The sequence below is a fragment of the Amycolatopsis rubida genome, assembly GCF_900115345.1.
Lineage (GTDB): Bacteria > Actinomycetota > Actinomycetes > Mycobacteriales > Pseudonocardiaceae > Amycolatopsis > Amycolatopsis rubida.
Genome location: NZ_FOWC01000006.1, coordinates 19,600 through 37,216 on the forward strand (window position 1 = coordinate 19,600; position 17,617 = coordinate 37,216).

The following is a 17,617-nucleotide window of genomic DNA, read 5'->3' on the forward strand; positions in this document are numbered from 1 at the left end:
CTCCGAACTTCTCCTCCCCACCCGCGCCAGGCGGGATCCCTTGGTGTGCCCGGAAGGTAGCGAACAACGATGACCGCCCAAGACAAACCGGCCGAACCGGACCCGGTCGCGACCCTGCCCGCGCTGTTCGCCGCACAGGTGCGGCGGGCGCCGGACGCGCTCGCCGTGGAGGGCGCGGAGACCCGGCTGACCTACGCCGAACTGGCCGGCGAGGCAGGCAGGCTCGCCGCGCACCTGCTGCGGCTGGGGTTGCGCACGGAGGACCGGGTCGGGGTGCTGGCGGAGCGGTCGGCCGGGCTGATCGTCGCGGAGCTGGCCGTGGTCACGGCGGGCGGTGCGTATGTGCCGCTCGACCAGCGCGCGCCGGACAGCCGGTTGCGGACGCTGCTGGCCGAGGCCGGGGTCACCGTGCTGCTCGCCGAGGACCCGGCCCGCGCGGCGGAAATCCACAGTGGACAGATCGTCGCGCTCGGCCGGGTCTTGCCGGCGGCGGAGGTCCCTTCGGTGACAACGCATCCGGACAATCTGGCGTATCTGATGCACACGTCCGGCTCGACCGGAACGCCCAAGGGGGTCGCGGTCCGGCATCGGGACGTCGCGGCGCTCGCGGCGGACCGGAGATTCGCCGGGGACGCGCATCGACGGGTGCTGTTGCACTCGCCCGCGGCGTTCGACGCCTCCACCTACGAAATGTGGGTGCCGCTGCTGACCGGCGGGACCGTGGTGGTCGCGCCACCCGGCGACCTCGACGTCGAGAGTCTCCGCGAGGTTCTGTCCCGGTACGACGTCGGTGCGATCTGGCTGACGGCGGGCCTTTTCCGGGTCGTCGCGCACGAAGCGCCGGACTGCTTCCACGGCGTGCGAGAGGTCTGGACCGGTGGCGACGTCGTCCCGCCCGCAGCGGTGCGGCGGGTGCTGCGGGCCTGTCCCGGCGTCACGGTCGTCGACGGGTACGGCCCGACCGAGACCACCACCTTCGTGACGGCCCACCCGGTCCAGTCGGCGGAGGTGACGGCGATGCCGATCGGCCGCCCGCTGGACGGTGTGCGCGCGTATGTCCTGGACGACGCGTTGAATCCGGCCGCGTCCGGCGAGCTGTATCTGGCCGGTGCGGGGCTGGCGCGCGGTTACTGGGCGCGACCCGGGGCGACGGCGGAGAAGTTCGTCGCCGATCCCGGCGTGCCGGGCGAGCGGATGTACCGCACCGGCGACGTGGTCCGCTGGAACGACCGGGGCGAGCTGGAATTCCTCGGCCGCGCCGACGACCAGGTCAAGATCCGCGGGTTCCGGGTGGAGCCCGGCGAAATCGAATCCGTGCTGGCCGCGGACGACACCGTCGCCGAGGCCGTGGTCCTCGCGCGCGAGGACGGGCCGGGGGCGAAGCGCCTGGTCGCCTACGTCGTGCTGGTGCCGGGCGCACCGCGGCAAGACCTGAAAGCTGTTGCCGCGGCGGCATTGCCGAGCTACCAGGTTCCGTCGGCGATTGTCGTGCTGGACGAGCTTCCGTTGAGCACCAACGGAAAGGTGGACCGGAAAGCGCTGCCCGCGCCGTCGGCGGAACCGGAGGGCATCGAGCCGGGAACGGACACCGAACGCGCCGTCGCCGAGATCGTCGCGGAAGTGCTGGGCCTGGACCGCATTGGCGTCGAGGACGATTTCTTCGCCTTGGGCGGCGACTCGATCCTGGCGGTGCAGGCGTTGTCCCGCTTGCGCCGGAAGCTCGGCGCGGACCTCTCGGCGCGGGCGCTGTTCGACGCGCCCAGCGTGGCACAGCTCGCGCGGCTGCTGGAAAACGGCCCGCGAGCCGAGCAGGCGATCCCCGTCGGGTCGCCGCGGGAACTGCTTCCGCTGTCTCCGGCGCAGCGGCGGTTGTGGCTCCTCGACGAAATGACCGGCGGCAGCACCGAGTACAACACCGGCGTCGGGATCCGCCTGTCCGGGCCGCTCGATCCCGGCGAGCTGCACCGGGCGCTGGCCTCTCTGTGCACCCGGCACGAATCGCTGCGCACGACCTTTGAGTCCGTTGCGGGACAAGGCATGCAGCGGATCGCGCCGACCGGGGAAATCCCCTTGCGCAGAGCGGATTCCGCCCCGGACGACGAGACACTGAAGGCTGAACTGCGCGAACCGTTCGACCTCCGGACGGGCCCGCTGACCCGAGCCGTCCTGTTCCCGCTCGCCCCGGACGAGCACCTGCTTCTCCTGTGCCAGCACCACATCGTCACCGACGGCCGGTCGATCGCCGTGCTCACCGGCGAACTTCTCGACCTCTACGGCGGCAAGCCGCTGCCCCCGCTGCCGCTCGGCTACCAGGACTACACCCAGTGGCGGCTGGAGTCCGAACGTCTCGACCAGCTCGGCTACTGGCGCGAAACCCTGGACGGTCTCGAACCCCTCGCGCTGCCGACCGACCGCCCCCGGCCCGCGCAGCGCGCCACCGAAGGCGCGGTGCACCGGCACGACCTGCCCGCCGGTCTGGTCCGCGGCATCGCGGAAGCGGGCCGCGCGCAGGGCGCCACGCTGTTCATGACCCTGACCGCGGCCGTCCAGGTGGTCCTGGCCGCCTACAGCGGGCAGCGGGACATCGCGGTCGGCACGGCGGTCTCCGGACGTGACCGGGCCGAACTGGAGCAGCTGACCGGATTCTTCGTCAACACCCTCGTGCTGCGGTCCTCAGTGGACGGTGCGCAGCCGTTCGAGCGCTTCCTGGCGGACTTCCGCGAAACCGTGCTGGCCGCGTTCGCGCACGGTGACGTCCCGTTCGACCGCGTGGTGGAGGAACTCCAGCCCGAACGCGACCCGTCGCGGACGCCGTTGGCGCAGGCCGTGGTCGTCCTGCAGCGCCCGCTGGTATCGGACCGGACGGTCGCCGGGCTGCGGGTCAGCGAGTACGCCCTGCCGCGTCCTTCGGCGCGCTTCGACCTCGTGGTCGAGTTCTGGCCGCAGCCGGACGGCCTGCGCGTCACCGTCGAATACGCCACCGCGCTTTTCGACGCCGCCACCGTCGAAGGCCTCGCGCAAAGCCTGGAAGTCCTGCTCGCCGGCATCGCCGCCGACCCGGCGCGGCCGGTGGGGGACCTCCCGCTGATCACCGCCGAGGACCGCCGGTTCCTGCTTCCGGCACCGGCCGAACGCACGCCCGCCGAGACGGTGCCCGAGCTGTTCGACCGACGCGCGGCGCTCCAGCCCGGCCAGACCGCGGTAGTGAGCGGCGACGTCCGCCTCACCTACGCAGAACTGCACTCCCGGGCAAACGGCCTCGCGCAGCACCTGGTCCGGCGAGGCGTCCGCCCGGAGGAACGGGTCGGCCTGCTGATGGACCGCTCGGCCGACCTCGTCGTGGCCGTGCTGGCGATCCTCAAGGCGGGCGCGGCCTACCTGCCGCTGGACCTGCGCGCCCCGGCCGACCGCCTGCGCCGCGTCCTCGACGGAGTTTCGCTGGTGCTCACCGACCGCACCTGGCATGACACCGCCGTCACTGTCCACAAGGGAACGTCGCTGATCGTGGCGGACGTCGACGGACCGGCCCCGGAAATCACGCTGAGCGACCAGAATCTGGCCTACGTCGAGTACACCTCGGGTTCCACCGGCGTCCCGAAGGGCGTAGCAGTACGCCATGCGGACGTCACGGCACTCGCGACCGACCCGCGCTTCGCGAGCCACGAACGCGTCCTGCTGCATTCCCCGCTGGCCTTCGACGCCTCGACCTATGAACTGTGGGTGCCGCTGCTGGGCGGCGGCACGGTGATCGTCGCGCCGCCCGGCGACCTGGACGCCGATGCGATCCAGGAGCTGGTGGCGGAGCACGACATCACCGCGCTCTGGCTGACCGCAGGACTCTTCCGGCTTTTCGCCGAGGAGACGCCCGAGTGCTTCGCCGGGCTCCGCGAGGTCTGGACCGGCGGCGACGTCGTGCCCCCGGCCGCGGTGCGAAGGGTCCTCGACCGCTGCCCCGGGATCGCCGTCGTAGACGGCTACGGCCCGACCGAAACCACCACCTTCGCCACCTCGTTCCGGATGTCGGCCGAGGTCCCGGACGTCATCCCGATCGGCACGCCGCTGCGGGAGGTCCGGATCCACGTCGTCGACGACCGGTTCCGGCTGCTGCCGCGCGGCGCGGCAGGCGAGGTCTGCATCGCCGGCGCCGGGCTCGCGCGCGGGTACTTCGGCCAGCCGGGCCTGACCGCGGAGCGGTTCGTCGCCGACCCGTTCGGCGAGCCCGGGGCCAGGATGTACCGGACCGGCGACCGGGGCCGGTGGCGCTCCGACGGGCCGCTGGAATTCCTCGGCCGCGTGGACGACCAGGTCAAGATCCGCGGCTTCCGGGTCGAACCGGCCGAAATCGAACGCGCGCTGGCCGCCGAGGAAGAGGTGGCGCAGGCGTTCGTGACGATCCGGACCACCGGCGGACGCAAGCAGCTGGCCGGTTACGTGGTCCCGGCGAACGTGGACACCGAAGCGCTCCGCCGAGCCGTCGCACGCACGCTTCCGGACTATATGGTGCCTTCGGTGCTCCTCCCGCTGGCCGAGCTGCCGCTCACCGCCAACGGCAAGGTCGACCGTCGCGCGCTGCCGGAGCCGCGGGCCGCCAGCGAACGGACGGCGGCCCCGCGCACCGAACGGGAGGCCGTGCTCGCCGGGATCTGGGCTGACGTGCTCGGCCTGGACCGCGTCGGCGTGGACGACAACTTCTTCGCCCTCGGCGGCGATTCGATCCTGAGCATCCAGGTGAGTTCCCGGGCCCGGCAAGCGGGGCTCAGCGTGAGCACCGCCGATCTGTTCCGCCACCAGACGATCGCCGCGCTCGCCCCGGTCGTCGGCGAAGCGGCGGCGATCCCGGCGCGCGGTCCGGAAAGCGGCGAGGTCGTTCTCACCCCGATCCAGCATTGGTTCTTCGGACTGGGCGCGGACCGCTTCGACCAGACGATCGCCGTCCAGTTGCCCGCCGACGTCGACTTGACCGCGCTGATCCGCGCGCTGGCCGCGTTGTCCGAACGGCACGACGCGCTGCGGATGCGGTTCACCCACGACCGCGAGGCTTGGCGCCAGCACAACACCCCGGTCGGCGAAGGGCACACGCAGCTGCGATGGTCGCTGACCGGCGAGCCGCGGACCCTGCACCTGGCCGCGCACCACCTGGTGGTCGACGGCGTGTCGTGGCGGTTGCTGCTCGAAGACCTCGACCGCGCCTGCCGGCAGGCCGTGCGCGATGAACCGATCGACCTCGGCCCGAGGACGACGTCCTTCCGCGAGTGGGCGGGAAGGCTCGCCGAGCACGCGGCAGCGGGCGGCTTCGACGACGAACTGGCGCACTGGTGGGAGCTGCCCGCGCCCAGCCCGCTTCCGGTCGACGGCACGGCGGAGAACACCTTCGGCCGCGCTCGCGTCGTCACCGCCCGGCTCACCGCGGAAGAGACGCACGCGCTCCTGCGCGAGGTGCCGCAGGCGTACCGGACGCAGGTCAACGACGTGCTGCTGGCCGCGCTGGGCCGGGTGCTGGGGGACTGGACCGGGCACCGGCCGGTGCTCGACCTCGAAGGGCACGGCCGCGAGGAGCTGTTCGACGGGGTCGACTTGTCGCGGACGGTCGGCTGGTTCACCACGGTCTTCCCGGTGGCGCTGGACGTTCCGGACGGCTGGGGCGCGGCGCTCAAGGCGGTCAAGGAGCAGCTGCGCGCGGTCCCGCGACGGGGGATCGGCTACGGCGCGCTGCGGTATCTCGCCGGGTCCGCGCCGGTGATCGAACCGCAGGTGAGCTTTAACTATCTCGGCCGGTTCGACCTGCCCGGCGACCTGACCCCGCACCGGGAACTCGCGCTGGACGTCTCGCCGGACACCGTCCGTCCGCACCTGCTGGAGGTCGTCGGCCGCGTCGAGGGCGGCGAGCTGGAACTGGCCTGGCACTACGCCGAGGGCGTCCACGAGGAATCCACTGTGGACCGGTTGGCCGCGGCGACGGCCGAAGCACTGCGAGAGATCGTCCGGCACTGCGCGGAGCCAGGTGCGGGCGGGCGGACGCCGTCGGACTTCCCGCTGGCCGGGCTTGATCAGTCCGCAGTGGACGTGCTGGCCGGCGACGGCCGCGACGTCGAGGACAGCTATCCGCTGACGCCGATGCAGGCCGGGATGGTGTTCCACGACCTCGCCCAGCCCGGCGACCGCGTCTACTTCGAACAGGTTTCGTGCACTGTGGACGACGTGCCCGATCCGCACCGGCTCGGCGAGGCCTGGCGGCGGATCGTCGAGCGGACCCCGATCCTGCGCAGCCGGATCGTGTGGGACGGCGTGCCCCGGCCGCTGCAGGTCGTGCACCGCGCGGTCGAACTGCCAGTGTCCTATCTGGACTGGTCCACTGTGGATTCCGAGGAAGCGCTGAAGCAGCTTCTGGAACAGGATCTTGCGGAGGGATTCGATCTCGCCCGGGCCCCGCTGGCCCGGCTGGTCATCGCGAAGGAGTCCGCCACCAGGGTGCGCGTGCTCTGGACCTTCCACCACGTCCTGCTCGACGGCTGGAGCGTTTTCGGCATTCTCTCCGACGTCGTCGCCCTGCTGCGCGGCGAAGAACCGCCCGTCCGCCCGCCGTTCCGCGACTACGCGGCCTGGCTCGCCGCCCAGGACGACGAGCGCGCCGGGGAACACTGGCGGGCCGAACTCGCCGGGGTCACCCCGACTCCGTTGCCTCTCGAACGCCCAGCCGTCCGCACGCACACGTCGAGTTCGACCGGCCGGATCCCCGTCGAGCTGGACGACGAGACCTCCGCCGCGGTGTACGCCTTCGCACGGCGGCACCGGCTGACCGTAAACACCGTCGTCCAAGGCGCGTGGGCCGCGTTGCTGGCGCGCTACAGCGGCGAAACCGAGGTGTGCTTCGGCGCGACGGTATCCGGCCGTCCGGCGGAACTGCCCGGCGCGGACGACATTCCCGGCATCTTCATCAACACCCTGCCGGTGCGCGTCCGGCTCGACGGCACCCGCGCGGTCCCGGACTGGCTGCGCGATCTCCAAGCAGCGCAAGCGGAATCACGCCGGTTCGGGCACATCGGCCTGACGAAGCTGCAAGCGTGGAGCGGCGGCGGGAGCCTGTTCGAGAGCATCGTCGTCTTCGAGAACTACCCGATCGACGAGGTGTCCGGGCTGCGGGACGTCCGCGCGGCCGAACGGACCAGCTACCCGCTGGGCGTCGTCGCCTACCCCGGGCGGAAGCTGTCACTCGTTCTCACGCACGACCCGGAGAGGATCGGCGCTCCAGCGGCGGCAAGGCTCGCGGCGCACCTCGAAGCACTGGTCCGGGGCATGATCACGGCCCCGCACGAGCCGGTGTCCCGGGTGCCGATGCTCTCCGGGACCGAGATCGAGCACCTGCTCGCCGAGCGGAACGAGACTGCCCGCGCGCTCCCGGCCAAGGCGGTGCCCGAGCTGTTCGAGGCCCAGGCCCGGCGGACTCCGGACGCCGTCGCCCTGGTGACCGACGACGAGCAGATCACCTACCGCGAACTCGACGCCCGCGCGAACCGGCTGGCGCACCGCCTGATCGCCGCGGGCGTGCGGGCCGAAGACCGGGTTGCCGTCCTGATGAACCGTTCGCCGGAACTCGTCGTCGCGGAGCTCGCGATCGTCAAGGCCGGTGGCGCTTACCTGCCGCTGGACCTGCGCGCTCCGGCCGAGCGGCTGAGCCTGCTCCTGGAGGAAGCCGAAGTGTCGGTGCTGACAGCTGACGCGGCCTGGCTGGCGACTGCGGAGGAAGTCCACACCGGCGTCATTGTCACCGGCGAGAGCGACGCCCCCGATACGCCGCCGGCCGTGCGGGTCGATCCCGAACAACTCGCCTACGTCATCTACACGTCCGGCTCCACCGGCCGTCCGAAGGGCGTTTCGGCGCGGCATCGCGACGTCGTGGCGCTCACGATCGACCGGCGGTTCGCCCGGCACGACCGGGTTCTGCTGCACTCGCAACAGGCCTTCGACGCCGCGACCTACGAACTGTGGGTGCCGCTGCTCACCGGCGGCACCGTCGTGCTGGCCCCGCCGGGAGACGTGGACGTCGAGACGCTCGGCCGCTCGCTCACCACGCACGGCGTGACCGGCGCGTTCCTCACCACCGGCTTGTTCCGGCTGGTCGCGCAGGAATCGCCGGAGGTCTTCGCGGGCGTGCGGGAAGTCTGGACCGGCGGCGACGCCGTCCCCGCGGCCGCTCTCCGCCGCGTCCGGGCGGCCTGCCCGGGCACCCTGGTCGCCGACGTCTACGGCCCCACCGAGACCACCACGTTCGCGACCGTGCACCCGCTGCCCGGCGAGGTCCCGGACGTCGTCCCGATCGGCGGACCGCTCGACCACACCCGCGCGTACGTCCTCGACGGCGACCTCCGGCTCGCCCCGCCCGGCGCGCCCGGCGAACTGCACCTCGCCGGCGCGGGCCTGGCGCGCGGCTACCTCGGCCGCCCCGGCCTGACCGCCGAGCGGTTCGTCGCGGATCCGTTCGGCCCGCCGGGGGAGCGGATGTACCGCACCGGCGACCTCGTGCGCTGGAACGAGGAAGGCGCGCTGGAGTTCGTCGGCCGGGCGGACGAGCAGGTGAAGATCCGCGGGTTCCGGGTCGAACCGAGCGAGATCGAGGCCGCGCTCGGCGAACATCCCGCCGTCGCGCAGGCTGCCGTGCTGGCCCGCGAGGACGGCGGCGTGAAGCGGCTGGTCGCCTATGTCCTCGGCGAGACCGACGGCCTCGCGGACTTCCTCGGCCGGACGCTGCCGGACTATATGGTGCCCGCCGCGTTCGTCCGGCTGGAGCGGTTCCCGGTGAACGTCAACGGGAAGCTCGACCGGCACGCGCTGCCGGCCCCCGAGTTCGGCGCGCGGGACCACGTCGCGCCGCGGACCGGGCGCGAACGCGCCATCGCCGAGATCTGGGCCGACGTGCTCAGCGTCGACCGTGTCGGCGCGACCGACGACTTCTTCGAGCTGGGCGGCGATTCGATCCTCAGCATGCAGGTCGTCTCCCGCGCCCGCCGGGCCGGGCTCGAACTGCAGCCCGGCGACCTGTTCGCGCACCGGACCCCGGCCGCGCTCGCCGCGGCGGCCCGCATCGCGACGACGGCGGTCGAGCGCGGCCCGGTCCACGGCCCGGTGCCGCTCACCCCGATCCAGCGCTGGTTCTTCACGGCGCAAACCGCCGAGCCGGACCACTTCCACCAGTTCGTCCAATGGGGAGCGCTCGACCCGGACGCGGCGAACGCGGCCGTCGAGGCGCTGCTGACCCACCACGACGCGCTCCGGATGCGCTTCGCCCGCGGCGAAACGCACTGGCTCCAGGAGAACGGCCCGGTCGGTGCTGAGGCGCCGCTGGTCCGGTTCGAGCACGATCGGCTGTCCGTGCATCACCTCGTCGTCGACGGCGTCTCGTGGCGCGTGCTCATCGAGGACTTCGAGCGCGCCTACGATCAGGCCTTGCACGGCAAACCGATCGACCTCGGCCCCCGCACGACGTCCTTCCGCGACTGGGCGATCCGGCTCGCGGAACACGCTGCCGGCGGCGGGTTCGACGACGAACTCGGCTATTGGCGTGGGGTGTCCGGCCGGACCACGGTGCCGGTCGACGGCCGAGGCGACGCGACCGTCGCTTCGATGCGCTCGGTGACCGCCCGGCTGTCCGCGGCGGAGACCGGCGCGCTGCTGCGGGACGTCCCGAAGGTCTACCGCACGCAGGTCAACGACGTGCTGCTCACGGCGCTGGGCCGGGTCCTGCGCGACTGGACCGGCGGGACCGCCGTGGTCGATCTGGAGGGCCACGGCCGTGCGGACCTGTTCGACGACGTCGACCTCTCCCGGACGGTCGGCTGGTTCACCACGGTCTTCCCGGTGGCGCTGGACGTCCCGGACGACTGGGGCACGGCGCTCAAGTCCGTCAAGGAACAACTGCGCGCGGTACCGCGGCGCGGGATCGGCTACGGCGCATTGCGGTACTTGACGGGTACTGCGCCGGAGATCGATCCGCAGGTGAGTTTCAACTACCTCGGCCAGTTCGGCTCCGGCCGCCTGGAGTCCGACGAAAGCCCGCGCTCGGCTCGCGCGCACCTGCTCGACGTCGTCGGCCGGGTCGAGACCGGCGAACTGGAATTGACCTGGTACTACGCCGAAGGCGGCCACGATCGGTCCACTGTGGACACCTTGGCCGTCGCGATGACCGCCGCGCTGCGCGAGATCATCCGGCACTGCGGCGACCCGGCGGCGGGCGGCCGGACGCCGTCGGACTTCCCGCTCGCCGCGCTCGATCAGTCTGCTGTGGACGAATTGGCCGGCGACGGCCGCGAGGTCGAGGACGTCTGCCCGCTGACGCCGATGCAGTCCGGGATGGTGTTCCACGCGCTGTCCCAGCCCGGCGAACGGGTCTACTTCCAGCAGGTCGGGTTCGTGCTCGACGGCGTCGAGGATCTGGCCGCGCTGGAACGGGCGTGGCGGCGAGTGGTCGACCGGACGCCGGTGCTGCGGACGCGGATCGCCTGGGAGGGCGTGCCCGAACCGGTCCAGGTCGTGCGGCGGCAGGTCCCGGTCCCGATCGCCCGGCACGACTGGCGCGGCCGCACCCCGGACGAACGCGACCAGGCGTGGCGGGAACTCCTCGCCGCGGACCGGGCCGAAGGGCTCGATTTCACCGAGACGCCGTTGCTGCGCCTGGCTTTCGCCCGGTTGTCGGACACGGAGGTCCGCGTGCTGTGGACCTTCCATCACGTCCTGCTCGACGGCTGGAGCGTCTTCGGCGTGCTGTCCGACGTCCTCGCCGCCTACTCCGGTGCCGAACTGCCCGAGCGACCGCCGTTCCGCGACTACATCGCCTGGCTGGACCGGCAGGACGACGCGGCCGCCGAGGACCACTGGCGGCGCGAACTCGGCAGTCTCGTCGCACCCGCCCGGCTGCCCTACGACCGGGCTCCGGCGCAGGCGCACACGAGCCGGTCGTCGGAATGGCTGCGCGTGCCGGTCGAAAACTCCGGACGGTTGCGCGACTTCGCCCGCCGAGCCGGTCTCACGCTCAATACCGTCTTGCAGGGTGCGTGGGCGCTGGTGCTCGCGCGGCTCAGCGGCGAGCGCGACGTCTGCTTCGGCACCACGGTTTCCGGCCGTCCGGTAGACCTGCCGGGCGCGGACGACATCACCGGCATCTTCATCAACACCCTGCCCGTGCGGACCACCGTGACCGGGGCCGACGTGACCGAGTGGCTGGCTGAGTTGCAGTCCGCGCAGGTCGAATCTCGTCGCTACGGCCACCTTCCGCTGACGAAGCTGCAAGCGTGGAGTGGTTGCGGCGGAAGCCTTTTCGACAGCATCGTGGTCTTCGAGAACTATCCGATCGACAACGCGTCGACGCCCGGGCTGCGGCTGCGCGACGTCGACGCGGCCGAGACGACGAACTATCCGATCAGCGTCGTCGCGTCGCCAGGAGAGCAGCTGACCCTCGACGTCGGCTACGACCCCGACCTGTTCGACACCGGCACCGCCGAGCGGATCACCCGGCAGCTCCTCACCGTGCTCGACGCCTTCGGCGCGGGCCCGGGATCGCTGGAAGACATCGAACTGCTCACCGAGGCGGACCGCCACCGGGTGCTGGTCGAGTGGAACGACACCGGCCGGCCGCTCCCGGACGAGGACCTGGCCGGACTGTTCGCCGAGCAGGTCCGGCAAGCGCCGCAAGCGGTGGCGGTGGTGGGCGACGGGATCCGCTTGACTTACGCGGAGCTGGACCGGCGATCCGACCGGCTCGCCCGCTACCTGGTTTCGCTCGGTGCGGGGCCGGAGACGCTCGTCGGCGTGCTGATGGACCGCTCGCCGGGCTTGGTCATCGCCGAGCTGGCGATCGTCAAAGCCGGTGCGGCCTACCTGCCGCTCGACACCCGCGCGCCGCAACCGCGGCTCAAGACCCTCCTGGACGGCGTGAAGATCCTGGTCGCCGACGACACGTGGCGCGATACCGCAGCGAAGGTCCACAGTGGACCCACGGTCGTGCCCGGCGAGCACACCGCGGCCGCGCTGCTCCCGAAGGCAGACCCGGCCAACCTGGCCTACGTCATGTACACCTCGGGCTCGACCGGAAAGCCGAAGGGCGTCGCAGCCAGCCGCCGCGACATCGTCGCGCTCGCGGCCGACCGGCGCTTCGCTGGACACAGCCGCGTCCTGCTGCACGCGTCGCAGGCCTTCGACGCCTCGACGTACGAACTCTGGGTGCCGCTGCTGGGCGGCGGCACGGTCGTCCTCGCCCCGCCCGGCGATCTCGATCTGGCCACCATCGGCCGCCTGTTCGCCGAGCACCGGGTCAACGCCGCCTTCCTCACCACTGGTCTGTTCCGGCTCGCGGCGCGGGAAGCCCCGGAGATCTTCCGCGGGCTCCGGGAGGTCTGGGCCGGCGGCGACGCGGTCCCGTCGGCTGCCGTGCGGCGCGTGCGCGAAACCTGCCCGGACACGACCGTCGTGGACGTCTACGGCCCGACCGAGACCACGACGTTCGCCCTGTCGCATCCGGTCCTCGGCCCGGTGCCGGACGTCGTGCCGATCGGGAAACCGCTGGACAACACCCGCGCCTACGTCCTCGGCCCGGACCTGCGGCCGGTGCCGCCGGGCGCGCTCGGCGAACTCCACCTCGCCGGCGCGGGCCTGGCGCGCGGCTACTACGGCGCGCCCGGCCTGACCGCCGAGCGGTTCCTGCCCGACCCGTTCGGGCCGCCGGGGGAGCGGATGTACCGCACCGGCGACCTCGTCCGCTGGACCGCGCGGGGCGAGCTGGACTTCGCCGGTCGCGTGGACGACCAGGTCAAGATCCGCGGGTTCCGGATCGAACCCGGCGAGGTCGAGGCCGCGCTCGCCGCGCACCCCGGCGTTTCCCAGGCCGCCGTGCTGGCCCGCGAGGACCACGGCGTCAAACGGCTCGTCGCCTACTACACCGGCGAAGCGGACGAGCTGCCCGCGTTCCTCGGCCGGACCTTGCCGGACTACCTGGTCCCGGCCGCGTTCGTGCGACTCGGCCGGTTGCCCTTGACCGGCAACGGCAAGCTCGACCGGCACGCCCTGCCCGCCCCGGACTTCGCCGCGGCAGGCGCCCGCACCGCACCGGCGACGGAAGCCGAACGGGTCCTGGCCGGGATCTGGTCCGAGGTGCTCGGCGTCGAGGACGTCGGGGCCGAGACGAACTTCTTCGAACTCGGCGGCGACTCGATCCTCAGCATCCAGGTCGTCTCCCGGGCCCGCCGCGCCGGGCTGGTCCTGGTGCCGCACGAGGTGTTCCGGCATCCGACGCTGGCCGCGCTGGCCGCGCACGCCGGCGGCGACCGCGGGCCGAAGGCCGAGCAAGGACCGGTCGTCGGCGAGGCACCGCTCACGCCGATCCAGCGCTGGTACTTCGAGACCCAGCCGGAGCGGTTCGACCAGCGGGTCGTCCTGGAATTCGCCGAGGAGGTCGACGAGCCCGCGCTGCGACGGGCGCTGGCCAAGGTCTGGGCGCACCACGACGCCCTGCGCCTGCGCTTCGACCGGACCCAGCACAGCGACCCGCCCGGCCCGGTGGAATTGCTGGTCGGCGAGCCCGCTTTCGACGTCAACCGCGGCCCGCTGCTGAACGCGGTCCTCGACGGGCGACGGTTGCTGCTGGCCGCCCACCACTTGGTCATCGACGGCGTTTCGTGGCGGATTCTCCTGGAGGATCTGGAAACCGCCTACCGGGGCGAGGATCTCGAACCGAAGACGACGTCGTTCCTTGCCTGGGCCCGGCGGCTGGCCGAACATGCCGCGGCAGGCGGTTTCGACAACGAACTCGCCCACTGGCAGTCCCTCCCGCCGGTCGCGCCGGGCGAGCCGGGCGTCGTCGCCGACACCCGCGAGGTCACCGTCCGCCTCGCCGCCGAGGAAACCCGGGCGCTGCTGCAGGACGTCCCCGAGGTCTACCGGACGCAGGTCAACGACGTGCTGCTGACCGCGCTGGGCCGCGTCCTGCGGGACTGGACCGGCGAAATCCCGGTGATCGATCTCGAAGGCCACGGCCGCGAGGAGCTGTTCGAGGGCGTCGACCTGTCGCGCACGGCCGGCTGGTTCACCAGCATGTTCCCGGTCGCGCTGGACGTCCCGGACGAGTGGGGTCCCGCGCTGAAGTCCGTGAAGGAACAGCTGCGCGCGATCCCGCGGCGAGGCATCGGCTACGGCGCACTGCGCTACCTGACCGGCACGGCACCGGCGATCGACCCGCAGGTGAGCTTCAACTACCTCGGCCAGTTCAGCGCGGCCGAAGGCGGGCTGTTCCGTGTCGGCAGCCTGGATGCCGACGTCGACCCGGAGGCGCCCCGCACCCATGTGCTCGACGTCGTCGGCCGGGTCGAAGCGGGCGTGCTGGAACTGACCTGGTCGCACGCCACCGCGGGGGACGTCGTAGAAACCCTGGCCGGGCGGATGCTGACGGCGCTGCGGGAGATCATCGCGCACTGCGCCGAGCCGGACGCGGGCGGACGCACCCCGTCCGACTTCCCGCTCGCCGCGCTCGACCAGGCCGGAGTGGACCAGCTGGTCGAGGGGCGGGCAATCGAGGACATCTACCCGCTGACGCCGATGCAGGGCGGGATGGTCTTCCACGGCCTGTCCCAGACCTCGCAGGGCATGTACTTCGAGCAGGCGAGCTTCGTGCTCGAAGGAGTCACCGATCCGCAGCGGCTCGGCCGGGCGTGGCAGCAGGTCGTCGACCGCACGCCGGTCCTGCGCACTTCGTTCGTCTGGGCCGGCGTGGACGAGCCGGTCCAGCTCGTGCACCGCGAAGCCGAGCTGCCGGTCCGGCACCTCGACTGGAGCGATCTGGAAACCCACGATGCGGAGCTGGCGCGGCTGCTGGCCGAAGACCGCGCGCAGGGCCTGGACCTGGCCCTCGCGCCGCTGGCCCGGATCGCGCTCGCCCGGCTGTCCGGCACGGAAGTCCTGGTGCTCTGGACCTTCCACCACGTCCTGCTCGACGGCTGGAGCGTCTTCCAGGTGCTCTCGGACGTCTGCACCGCCTACGCCGGGCAGCCGCTGCCGTCCCGGCCGCCGTTCCGCGACTACCTCGCCTGGCTCGGCGAGCACGACCAGGCCGCTTCCGAAGAGTTCTGGCGCGCCGCGCTCGCCGGCATCGAAGGCCCGACACCGCTGCCGGGCGACCGGACCCCGCCGTCCGGACACGCCCCGTGCTCGGCCGAGTGGCTGCCGGTCCGCCTGGACCGGCCCGCCACCGCCCGGCTGGACGCCTTCGTCAAACGCCACGGCCTCACGCACAACGTGGTGCTTCAGGGAGCGTGGGCGCTGCTGCTGTCGGTCTACAGCGGACAGAAAGACGTCGTGTTCGGGGCGACCGCTTCCGGCCGCCCGGCCGAGGTGCCCGGGGTGGACGACATTCCCGGCATCTTCATCACCACGCTGCCGGTGCGGGTCGCTGTCGACCGGAGTGTTCCCGTCGCGGACTGGCTCGCCAGGTTGCAGGCGGCGCAGGCCGAAGCGCGCGGGCACGGGCACGTCCCGCTCGCGAAGGTCCAGGGCTGGGCAGGTCTGCCGGGAGGGGTGAACCTCTGCGACAGCCTCGTGGTGTTCGAGAACTACCCGATCACCGAGGCAGCGGCCGGGCGCGGCTTGACCGTGCGCGACCTGTCCGCCCGGGAGACGACGAACTTCCCGGTCACCGTCGTCGCCTCGCCCGGTTCGGAGCTGTCGGTGGACGTCGGCTACGACCCGGCGCTGTTCGACCCCGCGACGGTGACCGGCCTGGCCGCACGGCTGCTGGAGATCCTCGGCGGCCTGACCACGGACGGCGAGCGCGCGCTCGGCGCCGTCCCGGTCATGACCGCGGCCGAGACCCAGCTTCTCGCCGAACGGGCCGCCACCTGCGACGAGCCGGAGCCCCGGTCGCTGCCGGACTTGTTCGCCGAGCAGGTCCGGCTCCGGCCGAACGCGCTCGCGGCCGTCCTCGGCGGCGAACCGGTCACCTACGCCGAGCTGAACCGGCGGGCCAACCGCCTCGCGAACCGGCTGGCCGGGCTCGGGCTGCGGCCGGAAGAACCCGTCGGGCTCGCCGTGGACCACACGGCCGCGGTGATCGCCGAACTGGCCGTGGTCAAGGCGGGCGGCGCGTACCTGCCGATCGACGCGCGCGCTCCGATCGAGCGGCAGCGGGCGCTGCTCGGCGGCGTCCGGTTCGTCGTTGCCGCGGAAGAGCATCCGCTCGGCCAGACCGTGCTGCTGTCCTCTGTGGACGACGAGCCGGACAGCGACCCGGAGATCGCCGCCGACCCGGACCAGGCGGCCTGCGTGATGTACACGTCCGGGTCCTCCGGGGTGCCGAAGGGCGTGGTGGTGCGCCACCGCGACATCGCGGCGCTGGCCGCCGACCACCGGTTCCGCGGCGGAGCGCACGAACGGATCCTGCTGCACTCGCCGCTCGCGTTCGACGCCTCGACCTACGAGCTGTGGGTGCCGCTGCTCACCGGCGGCTGGGTCGTCACCGGCCCGGACACCGGCCTCGACGCGCCGCTGCTGCGCGGCCTGGTCCGCGAGCACGGCCTGACCTCGGTCTGGGTCACCGCCGGGCTGTTCCGGATCCTCGCCCAGGAAACGCCGGAGTGCTTCGCCGGCCTGCGCGAGGTCTGGACCGGCGGCGACGTCGTCCCGGCGGAGGCGGTGCGGCGGGTACTGGCCGCGTGTCCCGGGCTGCGGGTCGTCGACGGCTACGGCCCGACCGAGACGACCGTGTTCGCCACCGCTTACCCGATGGACGCGCCGCCGCCGGACCGGATCCCGATCGGCCGCCCGCTGGACGGCGCCCACGCCCGGGTGCTCGACCCGGACCTGCGCCCAGTGCCGCCCGGCGTGCCCGGCGAACTGTGCCTGGCCGGAGCGGGCCTGGCCCGGGGCTACCGGGACCGGCCGGGGCTGACCGCGGACCGGTTCGTCGCCGACCCGGAAGGCCCGCCCGGGGAGCGGATGTACCGCACCGGCGACGTGGTCCGCTGGCGGCCCGACGGCGCCCTGGAATACCTCGGCCGCCGCGACGACCAGGTCAAACTGCGCGGGTTCCGGGTCGAACCGGGCGAGGTCGAGGCGGTGCTGGCCCGGCATCCGGACGTCGCGCAGGCCGCGGTGCTCGTCCGGGAGGACCGGCCGGGCGCGAAGCAGCTGGTCGCCTACGTCGTCTCGGCGGCCGGAGAGGACACGCTCAGGCAGTTCCTGGCCCGGTCCCTGCCGGACTACCTGGTGCCGTCATCGATCGTCGCGCTCGACCGGCTTCCGGTGAACGCCAACGGAAAACTCGACCGGCGTGCCCTGCCCGCCCCGCAGGCGGCGGAAACCGGGCACGTCGAACCGGCTACCGAGACCGAGCGGGCGCTCGCCGGGATCTGGGCCGGGGTGCTCGGCGCGGACCGCGTCGGCGCCCAGGACAATTTCTTCTCCCTCGGCGGCGATTCGCTGCGCGGCCTGCACATTTCCGCCCAAGCCAGCGCGCTGTTCGACGTCCGGCTCACCCCGGCCGACGTGCTGGCCGCGCGCACCGTCGCGGCGCTGGCCGAAACCGTCGAAGACCTCGTGCTGAGCGAGCTGGAACGGCTTGCCGCAGAACTGGAATCGTGAGGAC

At 72.6% G+C, this 17,617-nt stretch carries 1 protein-coding gene; it reads left to right on the forward strand.

The window, feature by feature from the left end; genetic code table 11:
• The first annotated feature begins 69 nt into the window (after positions 1–69).
• A complete protein-coding gene (locus BM362_RS23210; RefSeq protein ID WP_093574525.1) occupies positions 70–17,613 on the forward strand; it encodes a non-ribosomal peptide synthetase in 17,544 nt (5,847 codons plus the stop codon).
• The last annotated feature ends 4 nt before the right edge of the window (positions 17,614–17,617 follow it).

Excerpts from the sequence above, each read along its gene's own strand:
- BM362_RS23210 (WP_093574525.1), top strand. The coding sequence starts at position 70 with ATGACCGCCCAAGACAAACCGGCCGAACCGGACCCGGTCGCGACCCTG.